We start from the raw sequence: 25,012 nt of genomic DNA, 5'->3' as shown, positions 1-25,012 counted from the left end.
TTGCCGCCGGAGGTCGTTGCATGATGAAGTTCCTGGGCGCCGCGTTGCTGGCGCTTTCCCTGTCCGCTTGCCAGAACTCGCCGTCGCCCTGGTACCAGGCCTATGGCACGACGTCCTTCCCCGTCGCCAAGGAGGGCATGGCCGCCCTCTACATCGTACGCGACAAGGCGCCGCCGGATGCGCCGAGCATCCCAATCTCCATGAGCCGCCATCCCGTCGGCGGGCTGACGGGTTCGACCTGGATGCGCCTCGACCTGCCGCCCAATCCCTACGACCTGCGCGCCTTCGGCAGCAGCGAGAGCACCGAGGTGGTCATCACCGTAGTACCGGGCGAGACGCGATTCCTGCTGGCGCAGCCCAAGGGCACCGACGACGCCGAACTCCTCTGGCTGTCGCAGGAGGACGGACGACGCCTCGTCCGCGCCGGCACCCAGGTCGGCAGCTACTACAATCCCTGAAAAGAAAACGCCCGAAGGATCACTCCTTCGGGCGTTTGAACTCTGAAGCGTCGACCGCAGATCAGTCGCGCTGGACGCACATGGCGATGCCCATGCCGCCGCCGATGCACAGGGTGGCGAGGCCCTTCTTGGCGTCGCGCTTCTGCATCTCATAAAGCAGCGTCGTCAGCACGCGCGCGCCCGAGGCGCCGATCGGATGGCCGAGCGCGATCGCGCCGCCATTGACGTTGAGCTTCGCGGCATCGAGGCCGAGTTCCTTGCCGACGGCGACGGCCTGGGCCGCAAAGGCTTCATTGGCCTCGACGAGGTCGAGATCCTTGACCGTCCAGCCGGCCTTCTTCAGCGCGGCCTGCGAGGCCGTGACCGGACCGATGCCCATGATCGACGGATCGACGCCCGTGGTCGCCCAGGACACGATCTTCGCGAGCGGGGTGATGCCGCGCTTCTTGGCCTCGTCGGCGCTCATCAGAACCAGCGCCGCGGCGCCGTCGTTGATGCCCGACGCGTTGCCGGCGGTGACCGAGCCGCCTTCCTTGGTGAAGGCCGGGCGCAGCTTGCCCAGCGCCTCGACCGTCGTGCCGTGACGCGGAAACTCGTCGGTATCGACGACGACCTCGCCCTTGCGGGTCTTGATCGTCACCGGGACGATCTCGTCCTTGAAGCGACCGGACTTCTGCGCCGCCTCGGCCTTGTTCTGCGACGAAGCCGCGAAGGCATCCTGCTCGGCGCGGGTGATCTGGTACTTCTGCGCGACGTTCTCGGCGGTGTTGCCCATGTGATAGCCGTGGAAGGCATCCCACAGACCGTCCTTCAGCATGGTGTCGACCATCTTGAGCTCGCCCATCTTGGTGCCGTCGCGCAGATGCGCGGCGTGCGGCGCCTGGCTCATGCTCTCCTGGCCGCCGACCACCATGATGCTGGCGTCGCCGTTACGGATCGCCTGCCAGCCGAAGGCGACGGCGCGCAGGCCGGAGCCGCAGAGCTGGTTGATGCCGAGCGCGGTCTTCTCGACCGGGATGCCGGAGTTGACAGCCGCCTGCCGCGCCGGGTTCTGGCCCTGACCGCCGGTCAGGATCTGGCCCATGATGACTTCGTCGACTTCCTCGGGCTTCACCTTGGCGCGCTCCAGCGCACCCTTGATGGCGACCTTGCCGAGATCGTGTGCCGGCACGGCGCCGAACGCGCCGTTGAACGAGCCGATTGGCGTGCGCGCAGCACTCGCGATAACGATGTCCGTCATGAAATCCTCCTTGGCAGGCCGCCCTTGCCGATATTTATAGGCCTGCCGCGCGGCGGGGCAAGGACCGCCGCTCCCCCGGAACGGTCGCCTTCATTCCGAACAGCGGCCTGATCCAGCGCCACGGCCGCACCAGACCTGCATAAATCAGCCATGTCCCGGCGAAGGTCGCCACGACCGCGGCGACGAAGCCGGCGAGCGGCGGCATGCCGATCTCGAGGAGCCCGTAGACCGCCACGACCGTCACGGTCTGGTGGATCAGGTAGAAGGGATAGACCGCCTCGGTCGCTTCCGGGAGGAAGGCGGGTCGCCGGACGAGATACCGGTGCGCGAACCCGATGATTGCGAACAGCCACGCCATGAGGTTGACCGCCGACAGCAGCGCAAAGACCGGACGCGCCTCCGGTGCGATGGACGGCCGGACGGTGCCCGCGAAGAAGCCGGCATAGAGGATTGCATAGGCAATGAGTCCGACGGCCAGCGAGAAAAGACGCTGGCGCTGCAATGCCTCCAGCAGCTCGGGGGATCCGAAGATGAAGGCGCCGTAGAGCAGCAGTGCGCCGTAGGAGACGAGCCCGTGCCAGTCGCCGATCAGCCCGTTGACGTTCCACGAGACCGGCGCCAGCCAGAGGGTCGAGGCGGCGAGCGGCAGGACCATCGCCCACTGCAGGCCCTGGCGGGCCGCAATCCGGCCGGCCTGACCCATGGCCGCCCGTCCTGCCGCCGACCGCGCCCACAGGAAGACCGGCAGCAGCGCCAGCGTCAGCACGAGGACGTAGGCCACGAACCAGAGGTGATGCCAGCTCAGGTTGCCCGTCGGATAGACTCCGTCGAAGGCCTGCGGCAGCCATTGCAGGAACGAGCCGCTGAACTGCCCGCGCGACAGCCGCTCCAGATAGACCTGCGGCGGCACGATCACGACCATGCCGAAGGCCAGCGGCAGCAGCAGGCGCTTCAGCCGATCGCGGACGAAGGCTCCCGGTGTGCGATCGCCCAACGCCAGCATGATGGCCGCGCCCGAGACCACGAAGATCAGCGGCATGCGCCAGCGGTTCAGGAACCGCATGGCCTCGCGCAGGCCTTCGAGACTGTCCGGGCTGGTGACGTGCCAGCTCCAGCCCGACCAGGCCATCCCGGGGTGATAGAAAATCAGCAGGCCGAAGGCGAGGACCCGCAGCCAGTCGAGATCGGCACGGCGGGTGGCTGGGGCGGCAGGTTGCATCGCGGGGCTCCAGGGCGGATGCCCCGACCTACTCTTCAAGCCCTTGATTCGGTGTCGTTTTGTGATGACCGGCGCATCCAATGGGACGACCGGCGCCCGTTGCGGGACGTCCGGTCAGGCCCTGACGGGCGCCAGCGCCTCGAAGCGCTGGCGATAGCGCCGGCTCAGGTTCACCTCGGCCCCGCCCTGCAGGCGGATGCGCCAGTCGCCGTTCACCCACGGCGTCACCTCGGCGACACGGGCGATATTGACCAGATGGGATTTGTGCACCCGCACGAACCGTTTGGGATCGAGCTCGCCTTCAAGCTTCGTGAGCGAGGAGCGGATCTCGAAGGTCTCGTCGCCGACATGCAGCACGGCGTAGTTTCCCGAGGCTTCGATCCAGTCGATGTCGGCGACCTCGACCATGATCTCCCGACCCTTGCGGCGGACGGCGAAGCGCTCCGGCAGCGGCCTCGGTGAGGATTCCGGTGCCGGTTCGGGCGTCGCCGCGCCTTGCACGGCCGGCGGCGGGACCGGCCGAGTGAGGTAATGGCGCAGCGCCACCGTGCCGGCGCTCAACAGGGCGTAGGCGATGATGTCCTTGGCGAATTCGTAGAGCAGCCGCTCGAGGGTGAGGGGAAAGCTGTACGGTATGCCGACGATGCCGCCGAACCACAGGAACCTTAGTGCCGCCATGCCAAGCGTGTGGGCGATGCTGAAGGGCACCAGCGCCGCGACGTGGAAGAGCAGGTTGCGCGGATGCTCGCCGATCGGCCAGCGCCGGTGCAGCCAGTAGATCGCGGGCAGCATCGCCGCCACGACCAGGTGGCTGGAAACCTGTATCGCCAGCGCGGTGCCGTAGGCCATCGGAATGCCGCGCGCTGTCTCGTTCGCCATCTCGACATGGGCATGCGCGAAGACGGAGACCGTCAGCAATGCCGCCCAGATCGCCGGCACGCGCCTGTCGAAGGGCCTAGCCGGTGACGACACGGGATCGCCGGGCGGGAAGAGCGGAGATCCACTCGATCAGCGGCGTCCAGCACAGCTCGCGGGCACGGCCGCTCACCACCATGCCGATATGGCCGAGCGGCAGATCGATCCGCCTGGCGTTCTTCAGGCCCTTCTTCGGGTCCGCCAGCGCGGCGGCCGACAGCGGCGGCACGATGCGGTCGCCCGAGGGAATCATGACCAGCGACGGTACCTTGATCTTCGCGGGCACGACGCGACGCCCGGCGACCACCCATTTGTTGCTGCCCGTCGTGTTGTTGCCGTACCAGTCGACGAGGCATTCGCGCGCCGTCGGGCCGGCGAGCGGCGCACCGCCGTTCAGCCAATCCTCGAGCAGGATGAATTCCCTTGCATGTTCACTCTTCGGATCCATGCCGATGAAGCGGCTGAACTTCTTCACCGCGAGCCAGGGATCGAGCGACCAGAACAGGGTCTGCAGGATGTCGACCGGCAGCTCGCCCACCTTGTCGGCGACCTCGGCGAGCACCGGCCCCATCGACAGCAGGAAAGCATGGCCGGTGCGGTCGGCGTGGAAGTCCCACGGCGCCGCCATCAGCGCCAGCCCGGCGACGCGGCGCGGCTTGCGCGCAGCCAGCGCCACGGTGAGCGTGCCGCCCATGCAATAGCCCAGGACTGCCGGCGCCCGGCGCGCGCGCTTCGCGACGAACGCGAGCGCCCGTTCGAGGCGTGCCACATAGGCCGTCGTGTCGAAGCCACGCTCCTCGGCATCGGGCGTTCCCCAGTCGACGAGATAGGGCCGCAGTCCTGCCACCGCCATGGTGCGCAACAGGCTCTTCTCCTGCGTGAGATCGAGCACTTCCCAGCGGTTGATCAGGGACGGCACGACGAGAACCGCGCGCGTGCCGCGCCTGCGGGCCGTGCGATTCGTGGTGCCGTAGTCGAGCAGCCGCGTATTTCCTTCGCGCCACACCGAAGGCGGATCGATCAGGGTGCGCTGAACGTCATTGCGCTGATAGGCCAGCACACCGTCGGCCAGCCGGACCTGGCGCCGGCGGATCTCGCGCTGCAACGCCTGCTCGAACTGGCCGGCGCCGGCCTTCGCTTCGAGTGCGGCAATCTCCGGCAGCAGGGCCGTCAGCGAATCAGGAGCCCCGGCTGCGGGATTCGAGCTCGGCGAGCCTTGCTTCAAGAGCCTCCACGCGCTTTCGGAGCTCGCCCACGTCATCAGGGCCGTTCCCAGATGGAGCGGCAGCGGACGGGGACCTAGTCGGGTCTGCATGAGACGCTCCCTGGGCAACCTGCATGGCCGCCGCGACCTGGGCGTTCGCGGCCGCGAACAGACGGGCGATCTGCTCGGTCACGGCCTGATCCGAGGCGAGACCGGATAGCTGGCTCTGCCACAGATCGAGGTAGCGCCGCGCCAACCTGTCGAAATCGGAGCCGGAATCGCCTTTCGTGTCATCGTTCTCTGAGGCCATCCACATAGTATAACGCATCGATGCGCAGACGCTGCTTTCGCGTGAGCAAAGCCTGCCTTGTCGCACTGCGGCATCGGCGCTAAGGTGACCAATCCCAGTAAACGAGCGTTCACCGCGCGCGGGAGCTAGAGGAGCGAAGCGTAATGGCCGATCAGGCAGTACCCGAAGGCGGACCGAAAGCGGCGCCTGTGGTGATCAAGAAGTACGCGAACCGGCGGCTCTACAATACCGCGACCTCGGCCTATGTGACGCTCGACCATCTATCGCAGATGGTGAAGGACAAGACCGACTTCGTCGTCTACGACGCCAAGACCGGCGACGAGATCACGCGCTCGGTGCTGACGCAGATCATCTTCGAGGAAGAGAGCAAGGGCGGCCAGACGTTGCTGCCGATCCCGTTCCTGCGACAGCTCATCTCCTTCTACGGCGACAGCCTGCAGGGCGTGGTGCCGCAGTACCTTGAAATGTCGATGACCCAGTTCGCGCGCAATCAGGACCAGATGCGGCGCTACATGCAGAATGCCTTCGGCTTCAATCCGTTCCAGCAGTTCGAGTCGATGGGCAAGCAGAACATGGCGATGTTCGAGAACGCCATGCGCATGTTCAACCCGTTCGGCACCGCGCCCGGCAGCCAGCCTCCCGGTGGGCAGGCCTCCACGCCGGCGGCGGCCAACGGCCACGAGCCGGCCAAGCCGGAGACCTCGGCGCCCTCCGGCGACACCGCGATCGACGACCTGAAGCGCAAGCTCGACGAGTTGCAGAACCAGCTCGCGGAACTCGGCAAGAAGCCCTGACGGCGCCATGACGTCGTCGCCAACATCCGCGGTCCGTCGCGTGATGTCGCCCTGTATCGGCATCTGCAAGCTCGACCAGAAGAGCGGCTTCTGCCTTGGCTGCAGGCGCACCATCGAGGAGATCGGCCGCTGGGCGATGCTCGACGACCCCGCGCGCCAGGCCATCGTCGACCAGTTGCCGACGCGGAAGTTCTAGCAAACAGGCCGCTGGAGGAGTCAGCGCCGGAAACGAAAGATCAGCCGGGTTGGACTTTCGCGTTCTCCGACACCTCGATCAACTGAGCGCTCGGCCTTCCCTCACGACAGCGTCGCCCCATCTCCACGGCCAACGGATCGTTGAAGGTCCTCGCAATGTCGTCGTAGGCGCGGGCCGCCGTCGCAAGGTCGCCTTCCGCCATGAGGGCGTAGGCCTCGGCGGTGCGTCGGCAGATCTCCTGCTCTGCCGGTGACGCCGCAAGATCGGCTTCCCCGCCGCGTATCGCCAGCAGCTCATAGATGAGAATACCGCCACGCCGTCCCTTGACGGCAACCTGATCGATCGGCCGCAGCCACAACCGCTCGCCGCACTCGCGGAACACCGAGTGGCTGACGCAGATCGCGGTCCCGAACTGCTTGTTGATGCCCTCCAGTCGGGCGGCGATGTTCACACCGTCACCCATGACGGTATAGCTCATGCGCTCCATCGAGCCGACGTTTCCGACCAGCACGGCGTCGCTGTGGATGCCGACCCGCATGCGCAGCTCAGGACTCCCCTTCTCCTGCCAAAGCACGTTCTGCGCGGCCAGCCGGCGCTTGGCATGCACGGCGGCAACGCAGGCATGATAGGCGTGGTCGTCATCGGCCAACGGCGCGCCCCAGAAGGCCATAACCGAATCGCCGATGAACTTGTCGACCGAACCCGACGTCTCGTTCACCGCGTGCGTGACCATGCCCAGGTAGGTCGAAACCTGATCCAGGAGAGCTCGCGCCGGACTGTTCTCCGCCAGCGTCGAGAAGGCTTCCAGATCGGTGAACATGATGGTGAGGTGACTGCTGCGCCCGCCGAGCTCGATCGGCCGGCCGGAAAGCAGCAGGCCCCGGACGACCTCGCGCGGCACGTAGGCGGTGAAGGCCCGCAGCGCCGTCTTCATCATCTGCGTCGCTGCGATGAGCTGCTTCACTTCCCTGATATTCGACGAAAGCCGGACCTCCGTATCCAGCGAGAATCTCTCGATGGTACGGATCTCGCGGACCAGGCCGACCAGGGGGCGCGAGATCAGCCGCGCGAAGCCGCTGATGAGAAGCAGCAGGACGACGATCACCGCCGTACCGACTATAGCCATCAATCGATTGTTCCGGCGCAGCGGCCCGATGAAGTCGTCGGTCGGCGCCACGATCACGATTTCCCAGGGTTTCCCGAACTCGGCAAGGAAGGGCACGAAGAGCGCCACATATTCGGCACCGTCCGAAAGCGCCGTGAACGTGAAGTAGTCGCTCTTCAGCTCGCTGCGCCGGGCGAAGGCGGCGCGAACCGCGGCGTTGGAGATATCGCCGACACGCCGCGACACGATCTCGTCGCCCTTCCGATCCGCCATCTCGGCGGGGTCCGGGTGGACGATGACCGTACCATCGCGCGACACCACCAAGGTCGTGGCATTCGCACTCGCAGGATGGGCCTGCAGGTACTGGGACACCCGATCAAGGGTGAAGTTCGTCGCCACCGCCGCCACGAGCTGCCCGTTGCGCACGACCGGCGCCGACACCGACATGCCAAACTTGCCGACGCTGCCGATGACATAGGGATCGGCGATCGCCACGGCGGATTGCGTCCGGTCGGATTTGAGCCGCTCGGCGAGGCGCCAGAAGGAACGCTGTCGGGCATCGTAGGTCGTGGGCCCGGCGGAGCCGTCGCCGAGACGCCGCGCCTCGGCATCCAGGAAGACATATCGATCGAGGGCGACATCACCCGAGGACCGGTCGATCATCCGGGACGCGAAGCGCGTCTCGGCCGGCGGCGTGATGCCGCTCACCTTGGCTCCCAGCGCGACCCGCTGCATCTGCCGGAAGGAGCCATCTGCAAAGCCGACATAGTAACTCGTCAGGCCGGGGCTATTACGGAGCTCCTGGATCATCATACGGTCCGAATCCGGGCCGCGCAGAAAGCCCGGCATCGCCGCCTCGACCTGTGCCGCAATCAGGACGGAATCGGCAAACCGCCGGAGCGGCGCGGCCATCGTGTTCTTGGCGTCCTCGGCCGCATTCTTGACGTCGCGTTCCGCATATTGGCTGATTAGGGCCAAGGAAGTATCATAGGACCAGTAGATCAACCCGGCGATCGACGGCGTGACCAGGATGGCGAAGATGGCGCCGATGCTGAATTGCAGGCGCCAGCCCTTCGGCCGCAGATAGGCAAGTATGCGCCCGGGATTCATGTCGCTGCCTCGGTCAAGTATTCCGTCCATTCGGCGCAACGGAGTGCAATAAGTATAGATGCCGCGGCAATGACGCGCTCCCGGCTCAACGCCCCCTGAAAGAGGGCTTGCGCTTCTCGCGGAAGGCGGACGTGCCTTCCTTGTAGTCCTCGGTAAGACCCGTCAGCACATTCTGGTCCGCATCCATGTGCGCAGCGAGATCGTCGAGGGCATGGGCGAGACGGTTGACCGACGCCTTGCTCATGCGCACCGGGATCGGTGGCTGGCGCGCGATGCGCCCGGCGAATTCCATCGACGCGGCGAGCGCCTGTCCGTCCTCCACGACGTTCTCGACCAGTCCCCAGTCCAGCGCCTCCGCCGCGCCGATCCGGTCGGACGCCAGGATCACCGCCTGCTTGGTGCGGGCCGGACCCATCAGCGCCAGCATGCGCGGGATCGAGCCCCAGCTCATGTTCATGCCGAGCTCGACCTCGGGAATGCGGAAATGCGCCGAGCGGCCGCAGGTGCGGAAGTCGAGCGACACGACGAGCGCCGCGCCGCCGCCGATGCAATGGCCTTCGATGGCGGCGATCGTCACCTGGTCCATGTCCTGCCACGCCTTGCACATCTTCGGCCCCAGCCGCTGGCGATGGATGCGCTCGCCGATCGGCAGACCGTCGCGGGCACGGCCGTCGCCATCCTTGAGGTCGAAGCCGGCGGAGAAGGCCCGGGCCGAGCCCGTCAGGATCACGACCGAGGTTTCGAGATCGTCCTCGAACTCGCGCGGCACGTCGCGCAGTTCGCGCATCGCCTGCTGGCTCAGCGCATTGATGTTGTCGCCGCGGTCGAAACGCACGACGGCGATGCGCCCCTGCGGCCCCAGGCCCTTCTCGATATTCACGAACTGACGGTCCATCGCGCGCATTTCCTCCGGCATGTGCCGCGACCCTAACGCCTCGCCTTTACAAGGGCGAGCCGCTTCGATTGACTGATCCTCATGCCGAAAGCGATTGAATCCACCGTCTTCGAACGCCGCGTCAACGCGCTGTTTGCCCCCTACACCAAGCCCGGATCGCCGGGCTCCGTCGTCGGCGTGATGCGCGATGGCGAGATCGAGTTCTGCAAGGGTTTCGGCCTGGCCAGTATCGAACTGGGTGTCCCGATCCGGCCCGACACACGCTTCCGCATCGCCTCGGTGAGCAAGCAGTTCACGGTGACGGCAGCCCTGATGCTGGCCGCCGAAGGCAGGCTGAAGCTGTCCGATCCGCCGCACAAATACCTGCCCGAGCTGCCGCCGCTGCCGGTGACGGTCGACCAGATGATGCGCAATTCGAGCGGCCTGCCCGACTTCCTCGAGCTGCTGCGGCTGGGCGGCCACGGGCTCGACAGGCCGGCGCGCCCCGAGGATCTGTTCGACGCCTGCACGCGCAACCGCCACCTCAATTTCGCACCGGGCAGCCGCTTCCTCTACAGCAACACCAACTTCCTGCTGCTGGGCCTGATCGTCGAGAAGCTGGCGAAGAAGAAGCTGGGCGACCTGCTGGCCGAACGCATCTTCAAGCCGCTCGGCATGGCGCAGACCTCGCTGGTGGCCGAAATCGATGCGGTGATCCCGAACCTCGCCACCGGCTATCTCGGCGACGCCGAGCAGGGTTTCCGTCGCGCCGCGCATGCCTATCCGCAGGGCGGCGAAGGCGGACTCACCTCGACCGTCGAGGACCTGTTGATCTGGAGCCGGCATTTCGACAAGCCAATCCTCGGCAAGACGATCCCCGCGCAGCTCACAGCCATCGCCGGCCTCACCGGCGGCCACGCCAACAACTACCGCCGCGGTGTCGCCGTCGAGGAGCTGCGCGGCCTGCAGACGGTGGGTCACGGCGGCCTGTGGCCGGGCTTCCGCACCGAATTCCTGCGCGTGCCGAGGGCCGGCCTCACGGTGGTGGTGATCGCCAACCTGGGCAGCATCGATCCGTGGCGGCGCGCCCGCGTCATTGCGGCGCTGGCTCTCGAAGACAACAGGAATATGAAGCCCGCCCTGCCCGCGATCACGCAGGCCGAGATCAAGCCGCTCGCCGGGACCTGGTTCAATGCGCAGGAGCCGTCGCTGTTCGACCTGGCGTGGCGCAACGGCGAGGCGACCGTGACGCAGAACGGCCTGCCCTTCGCGCTCGGCCGCCGCGCCGGCGGCTGGCTGGCGGCGGAACGCGGTTCCTACGAGTTCGCGCTGAAGCCCGGTCCGAAGGGCACGATGAAGGTGAATCTCGGCGCGGGGCGCGTGCTCACCTTCACGAAAGTGGGCAAGCGCGCAGCCGTGCCGACCGACCTCGCCGGAACCTACGTCTCGTCCGACTGTGCCGCCGTGTGGCGCATCACCCGCGACGGCAAGGACTGGAAGATGGACGTCGGCGGACCGCTGATCTCCGGCGGCGCGCCGTGGATCGTGCGCGGTCTCGACGCCGACACGGTGGAGCTGGAATCGCCGGGCAGCTGGATCAAGGCCACCCAGCTCGCCCATCTGGTCCGCGACCGCGACGGTGCGATCGCCGCGCTCGAAGTCTCGACCGGCCGTATCAAGAAGATGCGGTTCGATCGCGAGGATTGAGCCTTCGGACTCTTCCCCTTTGCGGATTCCGCAAAGGGGAAGAGCTTGATTCCTAGCGGAACGGGATCGCGTAGAGCAGGCCGCCGTTGGTCCACAGCGCGTTCTGGCCACGCTCGAGCTTGAGCGGCGTGGCCGGGCCGACATGGCGGTCGTAGCTTTCGCCGTAGTTACCGACCTGCTTGATGACGTTGTACATCCACTTCTCGTCGACGCCGACGGCCTTGCCGAAGCCCGGCGTGACGCCAAGGAAGCGCTTCACGGCGGGATCGTCGCTCTTCATCATCTCGTCGACGTTCTTCGAGCTGATGCCCATTTCCTCGGCCTCGATCATGCCCATCAGGGTCCATTTCACGAGATCGAACCACTGGTCGTCGCCATGGCGCACGATCGGGCCGAGCGGCTCCTTGGAGATGCGCTCGGGCAGGATGACATGCTCGCCCTTGCCGGCGAGCTGGCCGGCACGCACCGCGGCGAGACCCGACGCGTCGGTCGTGTAGGCGTCGCAGCGGCCGGCGGCATAGGCCTGCAGCAGCTCGTCGAGCTTCTCGATCAGCACCGGCTTGAAGGTCATCTTGTTCTTGCGGAAATAGTCCGCGAGGTTGAGCTCGGTCGTGGTGCCCGGCTGCACGCAGATCGTGGCGCCGTTCAGCTCCTTGGCGCTCTTGATGTTGCTCTTGGCCGGCACGATGAAGCCCTGGCCGTCGTAGAAATTGACGCCCGCGATGTTGAAGCCGAGCGAGGTGTCGCGCAGCAGCGTCTGCGTCGCGTTGCGGGTGATGACGTCGACCTCGCCCGACTGCAGGGCGACGAAGCGCTGCTGGGCGGTGGTCGGGGTGAACTTGACCTTCTCGGCGTCGCCGAACATCGCCGCAGCGATGGCCTTGCAGAGATCGACGTCGAGGCCCGTCCACTTGCCCTGGCTGTCGGCGAAGGAGAAACCCGCCAGGCCGGTGTTCACGGCGCACTGGACGAAGCCCTTGGCCTTGACCGCGTCGAAGGTCTGTCCGGCCGAGGCCGGTCCCGCGGCGAACGCCGCCATGCCGGCAAGCGTGGCGGATATGGTGATGGATTTGAATGACATTGCTGAAGCCCCCTGTCTGTCCCCGGTGGCCCCAGCATAGCAAAAGATGAGCCGTCTAGATCGTGCGTTCGACCATCAGCTTCTTGATCTCGGCGATCGCCTTCGCCGGATTGAGGCTCTTCGGGCAGGTCTTGGTGCAGTTCATGATCGTGTGGCAGCGATACAGCCGGAACGGGTCCTCGAGCTGGTCGAGACGCTCACCCTTGGCCTCGTCGCGGCTGTCGGCGATCCAGCGATAGGCCTGCAGCAGGATGGCCGGCCCCAGGTAACGATCGCCGTTCCACCAGTAGCTGGGGCACGAGGTCGAGCAGCAGAAGCACAGGATGCACTCCCACAGGCCGTCGAGCTTGGCCCGCTCCTCCGGCGACTGCAGGCGCTCGCGCGTCGGCGGCTGGGTGGTCGACTTCAACCACGGCTCGATCGAGCTCAACTGGGCGTAGGGCACGTTGAGGTCGGGCACCAGGTCGCGCACCACCGGCATGTGCGGCAGCGGGTAGATCTTGATGTCGCCCTTCACGTCGTCGATGAACTTGGTGCAGGCCAGCGTGTTGGTGCCGTCGATGTTCATGGCGCACGAGCCGCACACCCCCTCGCGGCACGAACGCCGGAAGGTGAGCGTGCTGTCCATCTCGTTCTTGATCTTGATCAGCGCGTCGAGAACCATCGGCCCGCACGTGTCCATGTCGACTTCATAGGTGTCGACCGTCGGGTTCTTTCCGTCTTCCGGGGTCCAGCGGTAGATCTTGAACTTCCGGATGTTCTTGGCGCCTGCCGGAGCCTTGTGGGTCTCGCCGACGCCGACCTTGGAATTGGCGGGAAGAGTGAACTCGGCCATGTCGTCCTCTCGAACTCAGTTCACGCGGGCGGTTAGTACACGCGGGCTTTTGGCGGGAACGACTGGACGTCGTTGCTCATCGGCTGCAGGTTGACCGGGCGGTAGTCGATGCGGGTCTTGCCGGTCTTCTCGTCGACCCAGACGACCGTATGCTTCAGCCAGTCCTTGTCGTTGCGGTTCGGAAAGTCCTCGTGCGCATGGGCGCCGCGGCTTTCCTGGCGGTTGGCGGCCGAGCGGATCGTGCCCTGCGCCTGAAGGATAAGGTTCTCGAACTCCAGGGTCTCCATGAGGTCGGAGTTCCAGATCATCGAGCGGTCCTTGACCTTGATGTCGTCCTTGCCGGCGAACACCTTGTCCATGTTCACGCAGCCCTCTTCGAGGGTCTTGGTCGTGCGGAACACCGCGCAGTCGTTCTGCATGGTCTTCTGCATCATGGCACGCAGCTGGGCAGTCGGCGTGCCGCCGTTGGCGTGGCGCGCCTTGTCGAGGCGGGCGATCGCCTCCTCTCCGGCGCGCGGCATGTCCTTGTGCGGCCGGCCTGGCGTCATCTGCTCGGCGACGCGATTGGCGGCCGAGCGGCCGAACACGACCAGTTCGAGCAGCGAGTTCGAGCCGAGACGGTTGGCGCCGTGGACGCCGACGGAGGCGGCCTCGCCCAGCGCCATCAGCCCGGGGACGACGGTGTTGGGATTGCCGTCCTTCACCGTCATGACTTCGCAGTGATAGTTCGCCGGGATGCCGCCCATGTTGTAGTGGCAGGTCGGCAGGATGGGGATCGGCTGGCGGGTGACGTCGACGCCGGCGAAGATGCGCGCGGTCTCGGCGATGCCCGGCAGACGCTCGTGGATGATCTTCGGATCGAGATGCTCGACGTGCAGCTCGATGTAATCCTTGTTGGGGCCGCAGCCGCGGCCTTCGCGGATCTCGATGGTCATCGAGCGGCTGACGACGTCGCGCGACGCCAGATCCTTGGCCGTCGGGGCATAGCGCTCCATGAAGCGCTCGCCGCTGGCGTTGGTGACGTAGCCGCCCTCGCCGCGCACACCCTCGGTGATGAGGCAGCCCGCACCGAACACACCGGTCGGATGGAACTGCACGAACTCGAGATCCTGCAGCGGCAGGCCGGCGCGCAGCACCATGGCGCCACCGTCGCCCGTGCAGGTGTGGGCCGAGGTCGCCGTCTGGTAGACGCGGCCGTAGCCGCCGGTCCCCAGCACCACCTTGTGGGCGCGGAAGCGATGGATGGTGCCGTCGTCAAGGTTCCAGGCCATGACGCCGCGGCAGACGCCTTCGTCCATGATCAGGTCGAGGGCGAAGTACTCGACGAAGAACTCGGCGTGGTTCCGCAGCGACTGCTGGTAGAGCGTGTGCAGGATCGCATGGCCGGTACGATCGGCCGCGGCGCAGGTGCGCTGGGCGATGCCCTTGCCGAATTCCGTGGTCATGCCGCCGAACGGGCGCTGGTAGATCTTGCCCTCGGGCGTGCGGCTGAACGGCACGCCGTAATGCTCGAGCTCGATGATCGCGCCGATGCCGTCGCGGCACATGTATTCGATCGCGTCCTGGTCGCCGAGCCAGTCGGAGCCCTTGACGGTGTCGTACATGTGCCAGCGCCAGTCGTCCGGGCCCATGTTGCCCAGCGCCGCCGAGATGCCGCCCTGCGCCGCCACGGTGTGGCTGCGAGTCGGGAACACCTTGGTGATGCAAGCCGTCTTGAAGCCCTTGTTGGCCATGCCGAACGTCGCCCGAAGGCCGGCGCCGCCGGCGCCGACGACGACCACGTCGTATTCGTGATCGATCACCTTGTAGGCGGTGTTGCCGATGTTGACCGTCCCTGCGACGGGCGGGTTGCCCTTGCCGCTGCTCGCCTCGGCCATGACTTAGCCTCCGAATCCGATGCGCATGCTGGCCACGATCGCAGCCAGCCCGAAGAATACCGCGATGAACTTGATCGCCACGATCAGCGCCAGCTTGACGCCTTCATTGTGCACGTAATCCTCGATCACGACCTGCATGCCGAGCTGGCCGTGGTACAGGCCGATGCAGATCGTCAGGATCAGCAGCACCATGACGAACGGCGAGCCGAGCCATGCGCGGGCCATTCCATAGTCGGCACCGCTCAGCATTACGAGTGACACGGCAAACCAGATCACGAGCGGGATCAGCGCGACCGCCGTCAGGCGCTGCATCCAGAAATGATGCACGCCGCTCTTGGCCGAGCCGAGGCCGCGCGCGCGGTTGAGGGGGCTTCTGAGATCGCTGTTCATCGGTCGCTCCTCAGATCAGCCGCAGGCCGACGATCCACGAGATCGCGGTCGCAACGAGGGAAGCCGCCACCACCAGCCAGCCGCTGCGGTAGGCGTCCTTGATCTCGAACCCGTACCCCACATCCCAGAAGAGGTGCCGGATGCCGTTGAACAGGTGGAAGAACACGCAGAACAGCCAGCCGCCGAGCACGAAGCGGCCGACGATCGAACTGTTGAACGCCTGGAACTTCGCATAGACCTCGTAGCTGCCCGACGCGCACACGACCCAGGCCGTGAGATACAGCACGCCCGCCGACAGGGCGATGCCCGTCGCGCGATGCAGGATCGAGAGAGTGGAGGTGAGCTGCGGGCGATAGACCTGCAGATGCGGAGAAAGCGGCCGATGCACCGGCCGGTTGGCGACGCTCATCCGTGATGACCTCTAGTGCCGAATATCGGCTGGCGCTGTTTTTAGCGCTCAGCCGCATCAAGTCAATGAATGTCGGCGTCGCGCGCGAGTTAAGCCCCGGATTTGCAAGCGAAAATCCGACTGCCGAGCGGAATTTCTAGGCAATGCGCCGCGGCATGAGCAGCCAGTAGTCGAGATCGAGCACGACCGCGGGATGGTACTTGCCGTCCGAACCCTTGCCGGGGAACGAACTGCACGGGCAGTCTTTCGCCGCAATGCTTCTCACTCGCAGCGCGCCGACGTCATTCCGGCCGGGCAGCGGCGCCGTCTCGAGCACTTCGGACCAGGCGTAGATCGTGTCGCCGCCGAAGGTCGGCGCGACGTGGCTGCCGGCGTTGATGGCCGCGACCCGGAAGCCGTTGGCCAGCCCGTCGAAGGACAGCGCCCGCATCAGCGAGATGACGTGGCCGCCATAGGCGAGACGGCGACCGAAGCGCGTGCTCTTGCCGGCGAAGGCGTCGAAATGCACGCGCGCGGTGTTCTGGTAGAGCCGCGTCGAGAACATATGGTCGGAGTCCTCGAGCGTGATGCCGCTCACATGGTCGATGCGCTCGCCCGGCGCATAGTCTTCCCAGCGATGCGGGGAACCGGCGGCTCCATCGTCGTATCCGGCGAGCGACAGGCCCTCCGGCACGATGAGATCCTCCGGCTTCACCGATGGCGCCGTCTTCGGCACGACGGCCGGCGGCACCACGGCGCCGGGGTCACGCTTGTGCACCATCACCCAGCGCACATAGTCGAGCACCATCTCGCCGTTCTGGTTGACGCCGGTCGAGCGCACCCAGACAACGCCGCTCGCCTTGTTGGAGTTCTCGCGCAGTCCCAGCACGGTGGAACGCGACGAAAGCGTGTCGCCCGGATAGACCGGCACGCCCCAGCGGAACTCCGCGTAGCCGAGATTGGCCACGGCGTTCAGGGAGATGTCGGGCACCGTCTTGCCGATGACGACATGGAAGACGTGCAGATCGTCGATCGGCGCCCGCGGCAGGCCGATGGCCCGCGCAAACACGTCCGACGAGTTGACGGCGAACCGCGAGCCGTAGAGCGCGATATTGAGCGCCGCATCGGCCTCCGTCAGGGTGCGCGGCGTGGCATGGTGGAATTCCTGCCCGACGCGGAAATCCTCGAAGAAGTTGCCAGTGCTGGTCTTGTTCGTGCTCTTGAGGTTCATGTTGCGGCCTGCAGCTCCTTGATCGCGGTGGCGAGCGCCAGCGCCCGCTCGGCCTGCTCGACGTGAAGGTTCTCGATCATGCGGCCATCGACCGTGACCACGCCCTTGCCTTCGGCCTGCGCCGTCTTGAAGGCGGTCACGATCTTGCCCGCCATCTCCAGCTCGGCGGCAGACGGCGCGAAGACCTCGTTGCACGGCTCGACCTGGCTGGGATGGATCAGCGTCTTGCCGTCGAAGCCCATTTCCAGCCCCTGCTGGCAGACGGCGCGGAAACCTTCGGCGTCCTGGATGTCGTTGTAGACGCCGTCGAGGATGGTGAGCCCATGGGCGCGGGCGGCGAGCATACCGAGCCCCAGCGCCGTCACCATCGGCAGGCGCATCGGCGTGTGGCGCGCACGCATGTCCTTGACGAGATCGTTGGTGCCCATGACGAAGAGCGTGAGCCGCGGGTGCGAACCCGCCACCTCTTCAGCGCGCAATATGCCCTTGGGCGTTTCCATCATCGCCCACACGGCCATCGACGAAGGCGCGCCGGCAGCGTCGAGCAGTCCGATCACGCTCGCCACCTCGGCCGCGCTCTCGACCTTCGGCACCAGAACCGCGTCGGCGCCGGATTTGGCGATCGCGGCGATGTCGGCCGCACCCCAGGGCGTCGCGAGCCCGTTGCAGCGGATCGCGATCTCGCGCTTGCCATAGGCTTTGCTCTGCGCCGCGGCGACCACGTTGGCGCGCGCCGCCTCCTTGGCATCGGGCGCCACCGCGTCCTCGAGGTCGAAGATCAGCGCGTCGGCCGGCAGGGTCCGCGCCTTTTCCAGCGCACGCGTATTGGCGCCCGGCATGTAGAGCACGCTGCGGCGCGGACGGACGGACTTGGACATCACTGGGCCTCCCCGAAAACGCGGCGGACTATAATGACGGGCCGCCTTGTGGCAAGGTGGCGCCGGCCATGCGCTTTCTCTCCCTCCAGAGCCATGTCGCCTACGGCTACGTCGGCAATCGTGCAGCAGCCTTTCCCCTGCAACGATTGGGCCACGAGGTCTGGGCGGTGAACACGGTCGAGTTCTCGAACCACACGGGCTATGGCGCCTGGCGCGGTCGCGCGGCTTCGGCAGAGCAGGTGGCCGAGATCGTCCAGGGCATCGAGGCGCTGGGCCAGTTCGCGCGGTGCGACGGCCTGCTGACCGGCTATGTCGGCGACGCGGCCCTGGCCGATGTCGTTCTCGATACCGCACGCCGCGTGCGGGCGGCCAACCCGCGCGCCCTCTGGTGCTGCGATCCCGTGCTGGGCGACACCGACACCGGCATCTACGTGAAGCCGGGGATCGACGCCTTCTTCCGCGACCGCGCGATCCCGGCCGCAGACCTCGTGACGCCCAACCACTTCGAGCTCGAATACCTGACCGGCCGGACCGTCTCGACCATGAGCGAGGCGCTGTCGGCGGCGCGCCTTCTGCTCGCAGGAGAACGACGGGGGCCGCGGCTCGCCCTGATCACCAGCCTGCGCCGCGCCGATGCCGCGCCCGACACGATCGAGATGGTGGCCGTGACACCCGACGCCGCCTGGCGGGTGGCGACGCCGATGATCGGGTTCCCCATCGCGCCGAACGGCACCGGCGATGCCGTCGCCGCCCTCTTCACCGCCCACTGGATCGCCGGCGACGATGTCGCCGAGGCGCTGGGCAAGGCTGCCTCGTCGATCTTCGCGGTCCTCGAAGCCACCGAGGCGATGGGCGAGCGCGAGCTTCAGCTCGTGGCGGCACAGGACCGGCTGGTCGCACCGCCGCGCCTGTTCACCGCCGAGAGGCTATAGCCGCGCGATGGCCGTGCCGGGCTTCGTCTTCAATCCCCTCTCGCTCGCCATCGAGGGCGCAGCCATCGGCTTCCTGATCGCCGTGCCGGTCGGACCCGCGGCCGCGCTCTGCATCCGGCGCTCCATCACCGTCGGCGCCATGGCGGGCTACATGACCGGCATCGGCGCCGCGCTGGGAGACGCCGTGTTCGGCGCCGTCGCGGCGTTCGGCCTGTCCTTCGTGCAGCAGTTCGTGATCGAGCGCGAGGCCTGGCTGCTCGGGATCGGCGGTCTCGTGCTGGTCATCATGGGCTGGACGACGATGCGTCACCGGCCGCGCAACGTCGGCGATCCCGTCGCCGACGATCGCGAGCACCAGTTCTCGACGCACTTCCACTACGCCAGCTCGAGCTTCTTCATCACCGTGTTCAATCCGCTGACGGTGATGGCCTTCGGCGCGGCCTTCGCCGGTCGCAACCTGGCCGGCGTGGGCGCGAGCCTGCCCGACGCCACCCTGCTGGTGGCCGCCGTGTTCTGCGGCGCACTCGCCTGGTGGACGATCATCTGCACGGCGTCGGTATCGCTGCGGTCGCGCTTTACCGGCGCCGGCCTGCTGTGGCTCAACCGCGGTTCCGGTGCCGTCATCCTGGGCTTCGGTCTGGCGGCCCTGATTTCGCTCCTGCCGCTGCCCTGGAAGAAGATCGGCGCCGTCTTCGGTTTGTAGCTCAGACGATCTTGCAGACCTCGTCGAACGCGAAGCGCGGGCTGCGGGCAAACACCTTCGAATGGTCCCCGTAGCCGATATTGCACAGGAAGTTCGTCTTGAACTTGCCGTCGGGGAAGAAGGCCGCGTCGACCTTGGCATTGTCGAAGCCGCTCATGGCGCCGCAATCGAGGCCAAGCGCGCGGGCCGCGACGATCAGGTAGGCACCCTGCAGGCTGCCATTGCGGAACGCGGTCGGCTCGGCCGAGGGCTTGCCCTTGAACCAGTGGACGGCGGTCTGGTCGTGCGGGAACATCCGCGGCAGATGCTCGAAGAATTCCGTGTCGTAGGCGAGGATCGCCGTCACCGGCGCGGTCATCGTCTTCTCGGTGTTGCCTGCGCTGAGCGCCGGCTTGAGCTTCTCCTTGCCCTCCTTCGTGCGCACGAAGACGATGCGCGCCGGCTGGCAATTGGCCGAGGTCGGGCCCCACTTCATGAGGTCGTAGATCGCGTGGAGCTGGTCGTCGGTGACCGGCTTGTCGAGCCAGCCATTGTGCGTGCGGGCGTCTCGGAAAATGGTGGCAAGCGCCTTGTCGTCGAGCATTCAGTTCCCCTTGAAAGTTGACCGACCGTAACGAAGCTTCGTCGAGCGGTCGAGACGCGCACATGTGATCGAGTTACCGTCCGGAACCCGGGCATTCCATTGCACGAATTGTGCTAGCGTCGGTCGCCAACGTTTGCTCAGGGTTCATGGATGCTGACCGTTCCGCTCGATCCCGCAAAATTCAAGGATGCCTGGATCACCGCCCGGGGCGAGACGCGCGCGCATGTCGGCCTGAAGGCGCTCGATACCCTGTGGTTCAATACCGGCACCCTGTGCAACCTCACCTGCCGCAACTGCTACATCGAGTCCTCGCCCCGTAACGATCGGCTCGTCTATCTCACGGCCGGTGAGGTTGCCGCCTATCTCGACGAGGTCGAACGCGATGGTCATGGCACGCGGCTGATCGGCTTCACGGGCGGCGAGCCATTCATGAATCCCGACCTGCCGGCGATGCTGGACGACGTGCTGTCACGCGGCCTGCAGGCCATCGTGCTGACCAATGCGATGAAGCCGATGCACAAGATGAAGACGGCGCTGCTCGACCTGCTGGCGCGGCATGGTCGCGACAATCTCGCAATCCGCGTCTCGGTCGATCACTACGAGAGATCGCTGCACGAGGAGGAGCGCGGCGCGAGAAGCTGGAAGCCGACGATCGACGGGCTGGTCTGGCTGGCCGAAGCGGGCTTCCAGGTGCACGTGGCCGGCCGCCACTTCTCGAATGAGACCGACGACGAAGTCCGCGCCGGCTATGCGCGGCTGTTCGAGCGGCTGAGTGTACCGATCGATGCCGGAAATCCGGCGACCCTCGTTCTGTTTCCCGAGATGGATCCAACCGTCGACGTGCCGGAGATCACGACCGCCTGCTGGGGCATCCTGAAAAAGTCGCCCGACAGCGTGATGTGCGCATCGGCCCGCATGGTCGTGAAGCGCAAGGGCGCGCCGCGGCCCGCCGTCGTGGCCTGCACCCTGCTGCCCTATGACCCGCAGTTCGAGCTGGGCGAGACCCTGGCGGAAAGCGTCGGCCAGGTGCGCCTCAACCATCCGCACTGCGCCAAGTTCTGCGTCCTGGGCGGGGCCGCCTGCAGCGCGTGACGACGGCGGTCGACATCGTCATTCCGACGCTGAATGCAGGGACGACGCTCGCCCGCACATTGACGGCGCTTCCCACCCATCCCGATCTCGCTTTCTCGACGACGATCTGCGATGGCGGCTCGCGTGACGACACCGTCGCGATCGCGCGGCAGGCCGGCGCCGCGGTCGTGACGGCACCCGCAGGACGCGGCGGCCAGCTCGCAACCGGAGCCGCGGCCGGTCGCGCGCCCTGGATCCTGTTCCTGCACGCCGATACGAGACTGGGCGGCGGCGCAGGCAACGTCATCGCCCGCTTCGTCGGGTCCATCGCCGACAAGGCCGGCTATTTCGACCTTCGCTTCGATGCGGACGAGGCCGGCGCCCGAAGAGTGGAGCGCCTCGTGGCCTGGCGCTGCCGCACCTTCGGCCTTCCCTATGGCGATCAGGGCCTGCTGATTTCGCGCGCGCACTATGAACGTCTCGGCGGATTCCGGCCGCTGCCGCTCATGGAAGATGTCGACCTGGTGCGGCGCATCGGCCGGGACAATCTGGCTCCCCTCGGCGCCGACGCGATCACCTCGGCGGCGCGCTATCGACGGGATGGCTGGTGGCTCCGTCCCCTGCGAAACCTGAGTTGCCTCATGCTCTATTTCGCCGGCGTCGCGCCGCGCACCCTGCGGCGACTCTACGGATGATGCAGCGCCATCTCGTCATCTTCGCCCGCGCACCGCAGGCCGGCCGCGTGAAACGCCGTCTGGCCGAGGAGATCGGCATGATGGAAGCCGGCCGCTTCTATCGCCGGATTCTCGACGCCCAGATAAGACGCATGACGCGCGATCCGCGCTGGACGGTGTGGCTGTTCGTGACGCCCGATACTGCGCTTCGTCATCCGGCCTGGCATCTCGTGCCCTTCCCGCACCGAAAACCGCAGCGGCCGGGCGATCTCGGCCGGCGCATGAAGCTGCCCTTCGCCACCTTGCCGCCGGGACCGGTCGTGCTGGTCGGCAGCGACATCCCGGCCATGCACGCGTCTCACATCGCGCGGGCCTTCGCGTTGCTCGGCCGGCACGATCTCGTCTTCGGCCCGGCACGCGACGGCGGCTTCTGGCTGGTCGGCGCACGGCGCTCGCGCCCATTGCCGTTCGCCCTTTTCGAGGGTGTGCGCTGGTCGACGCCAACGGCTCTTGCCGACACGCTGGCCAGCATCCCGCGTCAGGTCACGGTGGCGCTGGCGGACACGCTCGACGACGTCGACGATGCCGATTCCCTGCGGCGGCTTTCGATCTAGGCCGGAGTCGCTTTCTTCAGCGCGTCGAGTTCGCGTCGCACGGCGGCGAAGACGTCGTTCCAGTTTCCAGGAATCGTCTGCTGGAAAATTCGCGCCGTTGGATACCACGGCGCCTCGGTGCCACCCAGTTGCCAGCGCCAGTCGGCGACCGAAGGCAGCAGCACCCATGTCTTCACGCCCATCGCCGCCGCGAGATGCGCCACCGGTGCGTCGATCGAGATCAGCAGGTCGAGCTGCGAGAGGGCCGTGGCGGCCTCGGCGAAATCGAAGATGCCACGGCCGACATCGTGCACCAGCCCGCCGGCGCCGAACGACTGGATGTCCTTCTGGTGGACGCCGCCCTGCAGACTGAAGAACAGCAGCTCCGGATCGCCCGAGAGCGCCAGGAAATGCTCGAACGACACCGACCGCTGGCGATCCTGCGCCTGGCCCGGCATCGCCGCCCAGTAGATGCCGATGCGCAGCTTTGCCCGCTCCAGCCGGCCGAGCTTGATGCGGCTTTCCTCGGGCGCCCCGAGATAGGGCGGTTCGCTCGAAAGTGCTGCGAAATCAGCGCGACAGAGATGCGGCAGCGAGACCAGGGAGGCATGAACGTCGAACTCAGGCACCGTCTCGCCTTCGGCTACGACCACATCGATGTAATCGACCGAGCGCAGCAGTTCCTTCAGCAGCGCCTGGCAGAGGACGATCACCGTGGCGCCGCGCCGCTTCAGCTCGCGGGCGAAGCGAACGAACAGCAGCACGTCGCTCAGGCCCTGTTCGGGATAGAGCAGGATGCGTTTGCCCTGCACCGGCTCGCCGGTCCAGGCCGGCTGCGCGAAGTCCGGCGTCGGCGTTTCGGGCAGGCGCTTGCGGATCTCGTAGGCGTCGAAGCCCGCCTCGAGCTCACCGCGCATCAGGAGCGCGAGCGCGAACTCGACGCGCGCACGCCGATTGTCGGGATGGATCGTCAGCGCACGACTGAAGCAGCCGATGGCTTCGTCGAGCCGGCCAAGGTCGCGCAGGCAGAGCGCCAGATTGAAGAAGCCCTCGGCGTAGTCGCGGCTGAGGGCGATCGACCGGTAGTGATGCTTCACCGCCTCGTCGAGGCGATGCACGGAGCGCAGCGCGTTGCCGAGATTGGAATGCAGGGCCGGATTTTCCAGGTCGGCCGCCAGCGACAGGCGATGATGCGCCACCGAGGCTTCGAGCTTGCCCACCAGGCGCAGGGCAACGCCGAGATTGTTGTGCAGCTCTGCATTGTCGGGACGAACTGCCAGCAGCCGCAGATAGGAAGCGATCGCCTCGTCGAGGCGCCCCGCACGATGGGCCTGCGACGCCAGGCGCAGTTGCTGGACGAAGCTGTCGGCCGCGCTGCCGAACAACGGCGTGGGCGCGCCGGAGGCCGCGGATTCACGCTTCGTCGGATGGATGTGGGGCGTGTCGTTCACCTTCCCATTCTACCTCAGCGGCCCCTCGCAAGCATCCGCCCTCAAACGAAAACGGCGCGGACCGCGAGGTCCACGCCATTCGAAGTCGCGTCCGCGGAAGCGAAGCGGCTAGATGTAGCCCTTGATCAGTTCTTCGGCGATCTGGACGGCATTCAGCGCCGCGCCCTTGCGCAGGTTGTCGCTGACGACCCACATCGCCAGGCCGTTCTCCACCGTGGGGTCGGAGCGGATGCGGCTCACGAACACGCCGTCCTGGCCGGTGACCTCCTTCGGCGTCACGTAGCCGCCCGGCTCGCGCTGGTCGACCACCAGCACGCCGGGCGCCGCCGCGAGGATGCGCCGCGCCTCATGATCGTCGAGCGGCCGCTCGAGTTCGAGGTTCACCGCCTCGGCATGACCGACGAAGGTCGGCACGCGCACGCAGGTCGCGTGGACCTTGATCTTCGGGTCGAGGATCTTCTTGGTCTCGACCACCATCTTCCATTCTTCCTTGGTCGAGCCGTCATCCATGAAGACGTCGATCTGGGGAATGACGTTGAAGGCGATGTTCTTGGTGAACTTCACCGGGTCGAGCGTCTGGTTCACGAAGAAGCTCTTGGTCTGGCTGACCAGCTCGTCCATCGCTTCCTTGCCGGCGCCCGAGGTCGACTGATAGGTCGACACGACGACGCGCTTGATGCCGGCGGCCTCGTGGATGGGCTTCAGCGCCACGACCATCTGGATGGTCGAGCAGTTCGGATTGGCGATGATGCCACGGCCCTTGTAGCCGGCGATTGCCTGCGGGTTGACCTCGGGCACGACCAGCGGAACATCCGGATCCATGCGCCAGTAGGAGGTGTTGTCGACCACGACCGCGCCGGCCTTGGCGGCGCGCGGACTGTGCTCGGCCGACACCTTGGCGCCCGGCGAGCTCAGCACGATGTCGATGCCCTTGAAGTCGAACTTGGCCAGGTCCTGGACCTTCAGCACGGATTTGTCGCCGAACGAGGCCTGCTGACCGACCGAGCGGGCCGACGCAAGTGCCACGACATCATCGGCCGGGAAGTTCCTCTCGGCCAGGATCTGCAACATTTCGCGACCGACATTGCCGGTCGCGCCGACGACGGCGACTCTGTAGCCCATGACTATATGCGCCTAGCGTGCGCGCACCCCTGATTGAAGGACAGCGGGAGATACGCGCACGGCCCTGCTTT

Annotated in this window: 25 protein-coding genes; 9 read left to right on the top strand and 16 right to left on the bottom strand. The window is 66.6% G+C overall.

What is annotated here, in order from left to right; translation table 11 throughout:
- Nucleotides 1–20 precede the first annotated feature (20 nt).
- A complete protein-coding gene (locus Q0Q48_RS05085) occupies nucleotides 21–458 on the top strand; it encodes a hypothetical protein (RefSeq protein WP_295134952.1) in 438 nt (145 codons plus the stop codon).
- Between the two features lie 61 nt (nucleotides 459–519).
- On the opposite strand, the gene Q0Q48_RS05080 is transcribed toward Q0Q48_RS05085, so the two are convergent.
- The 4 genes from Q0Q48_RS05080 to Q0Q48_RS05065 all read right to left on the bottom strand — a co-directional run bounded on the left by Q0Q48_RS05080 (nucleotide 520) and on the right by Q0Q48_RS05065 (nucleotide 5,057).
- Nucleotides 520–1,698 carry an acetyl-CoA C-acetyltransferase gene (locus Q0Q48_RS05080; protein ID WP_295134949.1) on the bottom strand — a complete coding sequence of 393 codons (1,179 nt, stop codon included), beginning with the start codon at nucleotides 1,696–1,698 and terminating at the stop codon, nucleotides 520–522.
- A gap of 34 nt (nucleotides 1,699–1,732) precedes the next feature.
- Nucleotides 1,733–2,917 (bottom strand): acyltransferase family protein, encoded by a 1,185-nt coding sequence (locus Q0Q48_RS05075; protein ID WP_295134946.1) that lies wholly within the window; start codon nucleotides 2,915–2,917, stop codon nucleotides 1,733–1,735.
- Nucleotides 2,918–3,031: 114 nt separating this feature from the next.
- Nucleotides 3,032–3,889, bottom strand: a complete 858-nt coding sequence (locus tag Q0Q48_RS05070; protein WP_295134944.1) for a LytTR family DNA-binding domain-containing protein — start codon at nucleotides 3,887–3,889, stop codon at nucleotides 3,032–3,034.
- A complete protein-coding gene (locus Q0Q48_RS05065; RefSeq protein WP_295134942.1) occupies nucleotides 3,873–5,057 on the bottom strand; it encodes an alpha/beta fold hydrolase in 1,185 nt (394 codons plus the stop codon). The genes Q0Q48_RS05070 and Q0Q48_RS05065 overlap by 17 nt, the downstream gene beginning before the upstream one ends.
- Before the next feature lie 432 nt (nucleotides 5,058–5,489).
- Here Q0Q48_RS05065 and phaR point away from each other — a divergent pair, with 432 nt between their 5' ends.
- Both phaR and Q0Q48_RS05055 read left to right on the top strand, forming a co-directional pair.
- A complete protein-coding gene (gene phaR / locus Q0Q48_RS05060) occupies nucleotides 5,490–6,140 on the top strand; it encodes a polyhydroxyalkanoate synthesis repressor PhaR (protein ID WP_295134939.1) in 651 nt (216 codons plus the stop codon).
- Between the two features lie 7 nt (nucleotides 6,141–6,147).
- Nucleotides 6,148–6,336: a DUF1289 domain-containing protein gene (locus tag Q0Q48_RS05055; protein ID WP_295134937.1), complete on the top strand. Its 189-nt coding sequence runs from the start codon at nucleotides 6,148–6,150 to the stop codon at nucleotides 6,334–6,336.
- A 40-nt stretch (nucleotides 6,337–6,376) separates the two neighbouring features.
- Here Q0Q48_RS05055 and Q0Q48_RS05050 read toward each other — a convergent pair whose 3' ends face one another.
- Together Q0Q48_RS05050 and Q0Q48_RS05045 are read right to left on the bottom strand one after the other, a co-directional pair.
- The gene (locus Q0Q48_RS05050) at nucleotides 6,377–8,551 is read right to left on the bottom strand and encodes an adenylate/guanylate cyclase domain-containing protein (protein ID WP_295134934.1); all 2,175 of its coding nucleotides are present in this window, start codon (nucleotides 8,549–8,551) and stop codon (nucleotides 6,377–6,379) included.
- An 85-nt stretch (nucleotides 8,552–8,636) separates the two neighbouring features.
- On the bottom strand, nucleotides 8,637–9,446 hold the full coding sequence (locus Q0Q48_RS05045; RefSeq protein WP_295134931.1) for an enoyl-CoA hydratase/isomerase family protein: 810 nt from the start codon (nucleotides 9,444–9,446) through the stop codon (nucleotides 8,637–8,639).
- Between the two features lie 81 nt (nucleotides 9,447–9,527).
- Here Q0Q48_RS05045 and Q0Q48_RS05040 point away from each other — a divergent pair, with 81 nt between their 5' ends.
- On the top strand, nucleotides 9,528–11,132 hold the full coding sequence (locus tag Q0Q48_RS05040; RefSeq protein WP_295134928.1) for a serine hydrolase domain-containing protein: 1,605 nt from the start codon (nucleotides 9,528–9,530) through the stop codon (nucleotides 11,130–11,132).
- Between the two features lie 52 nt (nucleotides 11,133–11,184).
- Here the strand turns inward: Q0Q48_RS05040 and Q0Q48_RS05035 are convergent, their stop codons facing one another.
- The 7 genes from Q0Q48_RS05035 to Q0Q48_RS05005 form a co-directional block, all read right to left on the bottom strand.
- Nucleotides 11,185–12,213, bottom strand: a complete 1,029-nt coding sequence (locus tag Q0Q48_RS05035; protein ID WP_295134925.1) for an amino acid ABC transporter substrate-binding protein — start codon at nucleotides 12,211–12,213, stop codon at nucleotides 11,185–11,187.
- Between the two features lie 55 nt (nucleotides 12,214–12,268).
- Nucleotides 12,269–13,048, bottom strand: coding sequence for a succinate dehydrogenase iron-sulfur subunit (locus Q0Q48_RS05030; protein WP_295134922.1), 780 nt, complete (start codon nucleotides 13,046–13,048; stop codon nucleotides 12,269–12,271).
- 32 nt (nucleotides 13,049–13,080) lie between these two features.
- On the bottom strand, nucleotides 13,081–14,925 hold the full coding sequence (sdhA, locus tag Q0Q48_RS05025; protein ID WP_295134919.1) for a succinate dehydrogenase flavoprotein subunit: 1,845 nt from the start codon (nucleotides 14,923–14,925) through the stop codon (nucleotides 13,081–13,083).
- A gap of 3 nt (nucleotides 14,926–14,928) precedes the next feature.
- A complete protein-coding gene (sdhD, locus tag Q0Q48_RS05020) occupies nucleotides 14,929–15,315 on the bottom strand; it encodes a succinate dehydrogenase, hydrophobic membrane anchor protein (protein ID WP_295134916.1) in 387 nt (128 codons plus the stop codon).
- 10 nt (nucleotides 15,316–15,325) lie between these two features.
- Nucleotides 15,326–15,724 carry a succinate dehydrogenase, cytochrome b556 subunit gene (gene sdhC, locus Q0Q48_RS05015; protein ID WP_295134913.1) on the bottom strand — a complete coding sequence of 133 codons (399 nt, stop codon included), beginning with the start codon at nucleotides 15,722–15,724 and terminating at the stop codon, nucleotides 15,326–15,328.
- Between the two features lie 136 nt (nucleotides 15,725–15,860).
- Nucleotides 15,861–16,934, bottom strand: a complete 1,074-nt coding sequence (locus Q0Q48_RS05010) for a MaoC family dehydratase (protein ID WP_295134910.1) — start codon at nucleotides 16,932–16,934, stop codon at nucleotides 15,861–15,863.
- Entirely contained in the window at nucleotides 16,931–17,812 is an 882-nt protein-coding gene (locus Q0Q48_RS05005; RefSeq protein WP_295134907.1) for a CoA ester lyase, read from the bottom strand. The genes Q0Q48_RS05010 and Q0Q48_RS05005 overlap by 4 nt, the downstream gene beginning before the upstream one ends.
- A 68-nt stretch (nucleotides 17,813–17,880) precedes the next feature.
- Between Q0Q48_RS05005 and pdxY the strand changes: the two genes are divergently transcribed.
- Nucleotides 17,881–18,744 carry a pyridoxal kinase PdxY gene (gene pdxY, locus Q0Q48_RS05000; RefSeq protein ID WP_295134904.1) on the top strand — a complete coding sequence of 288 codons (864 nt, stop codon included), beginning with the start codon at nucleotides 17,881–17,883 and terminating at the stop codon, nucleotides 18,742–18,744.
- A 7-nt stretch (nucleotides 18,745–18,751) separates the two neighbouring features.
- Entirely contained in the window at nucleotides 18,752–19,447 is a 696-nt protein-coding gene (locus tag Q0Q48_RS04995; RefSeq protein ID WP_295134902.1) for a LysE family transporter, read from the top strand.
- A 1-nt stretch (nucleotide 19,448) separates the two neighbouring features.
- Here the strand turns inward: Q0Q48_RS04995 and Q0Q48_RS04990 are convergent, their stop codons facing one another.
- Complete coding sequence (locus tag Q0Q48_RS04990; protein ID WP_295134898.1) at nucleotides 19,449–20,030, bottom strand: malonic semialdehyde reductase; 582 nt, start codon at nucleotides 20,028–20,030, stop codon at nucleotides 19,449–19,451.
- A 150-nt stretch (nucleotides 20,031–20,180) separates the two neighbouring features.
- Here Q0Q48_RS04990 and Q0Q48_RS04985 point away from each other — a divergent pair, with 150 nt between their 5' ends.
- From Q0Q48_RS04985 to Q0Q48_RS04975, 3 genes are read left to right on the top strand one after another with little or no spacing between them, the layout of a single operon-like run.
- Nucleotides 20,181–21,122 carry a radical SAM protein gene (locus tag Q0Q48_RS04985; protein ID WP_295134895.1) on the top strand — a complete coding sequence of 314 codons (942 nt, stop codon included), beginning with the start codon at nucleotides 20,181–20,183 and terminating at the stop codon, nucleotides 21,120–21,122.
- Entirely contained in the window at nucleotides 21,119–21,796 is a 678-nt protein-coding gene (locus tag Q0Q48_RS04980) for a TIGR04283 family arsenosugar biosynthesis glycosyltransferase (RefSeq protein WP_295134892.1), read from the top strand. Before Q0Q48_RS04985 ends, Q0Q48_RS04980 begins: the two co-directional genes overlap by 4 nt.
- Complete coding sequence (locus Q0Q48_RS04975) at nucleotides 21,796–22,389, top strand: TIGR04282 family arsenosugar biosynthesis glycosyltransferase (protein ID WP_295134890.1); 594 nt, start codon at nucleotides 21,796–21,798, stop codon at nucleotides 22,387–22,389. The genes Q0Q48_RS04980 and Q0Q48_RS04975 overlap by 1 nt, the downstream gene beginning before the upstream one ends.
- Here Q0Q48_RS04975 and Q0Q48_RS04970 read toward each other — a convergent pair.
- Together Q0Q48_RS04970 and Q0Q48_RS04965 are read right to left on the bottom strand one after the other, a co-directional pair.
- Nucleotides 22,386–23,819: a tetratricopeptide repeat-containing glycosyltransferase family protein gene (locus Q0Q48_RS04970; protein ID WP_295134888.1), complete on the bottom strand. Its 1,434-nt coding sequence runs from the start codon at nucleotides 23,817–23,819 to the stop codon at nucleotides 22,386–22,388. The two genes, Q0Q48_RS04975 and Q0Q48_RS04970, sit on opposite strands and share 4 nt — an antisense overlap.
- A gap of 108 nt (nucleotides 23,820–23,927) precedes the next feature.
- Nucleotides 23,928–24,941, bottom strand: a complete 1,014-nt coding sequence (locus tag Q0Q48_RS04965; protein ID WP_295134885.1) for an aspartate-semialdehyde dehydrogenase — start codon at nucleotides 24,939–24,941, stop codon at nucleotides 23,928–23,930.
- Nucleotides 24,942–25,012 lie beyond the last annotated feature (71 nt).

The organism is uncultured Reyranella sp., assembly GCF_945957355.1.
Classification (GTDB): Bacteria; Pseudomonadota; Alphaproteobacteria; order Reyranellales; family Reyranellaceae; genus Reyranella.
This window is presented reverse-complemented; position numbering and strand designations above follow the sequence as displayed.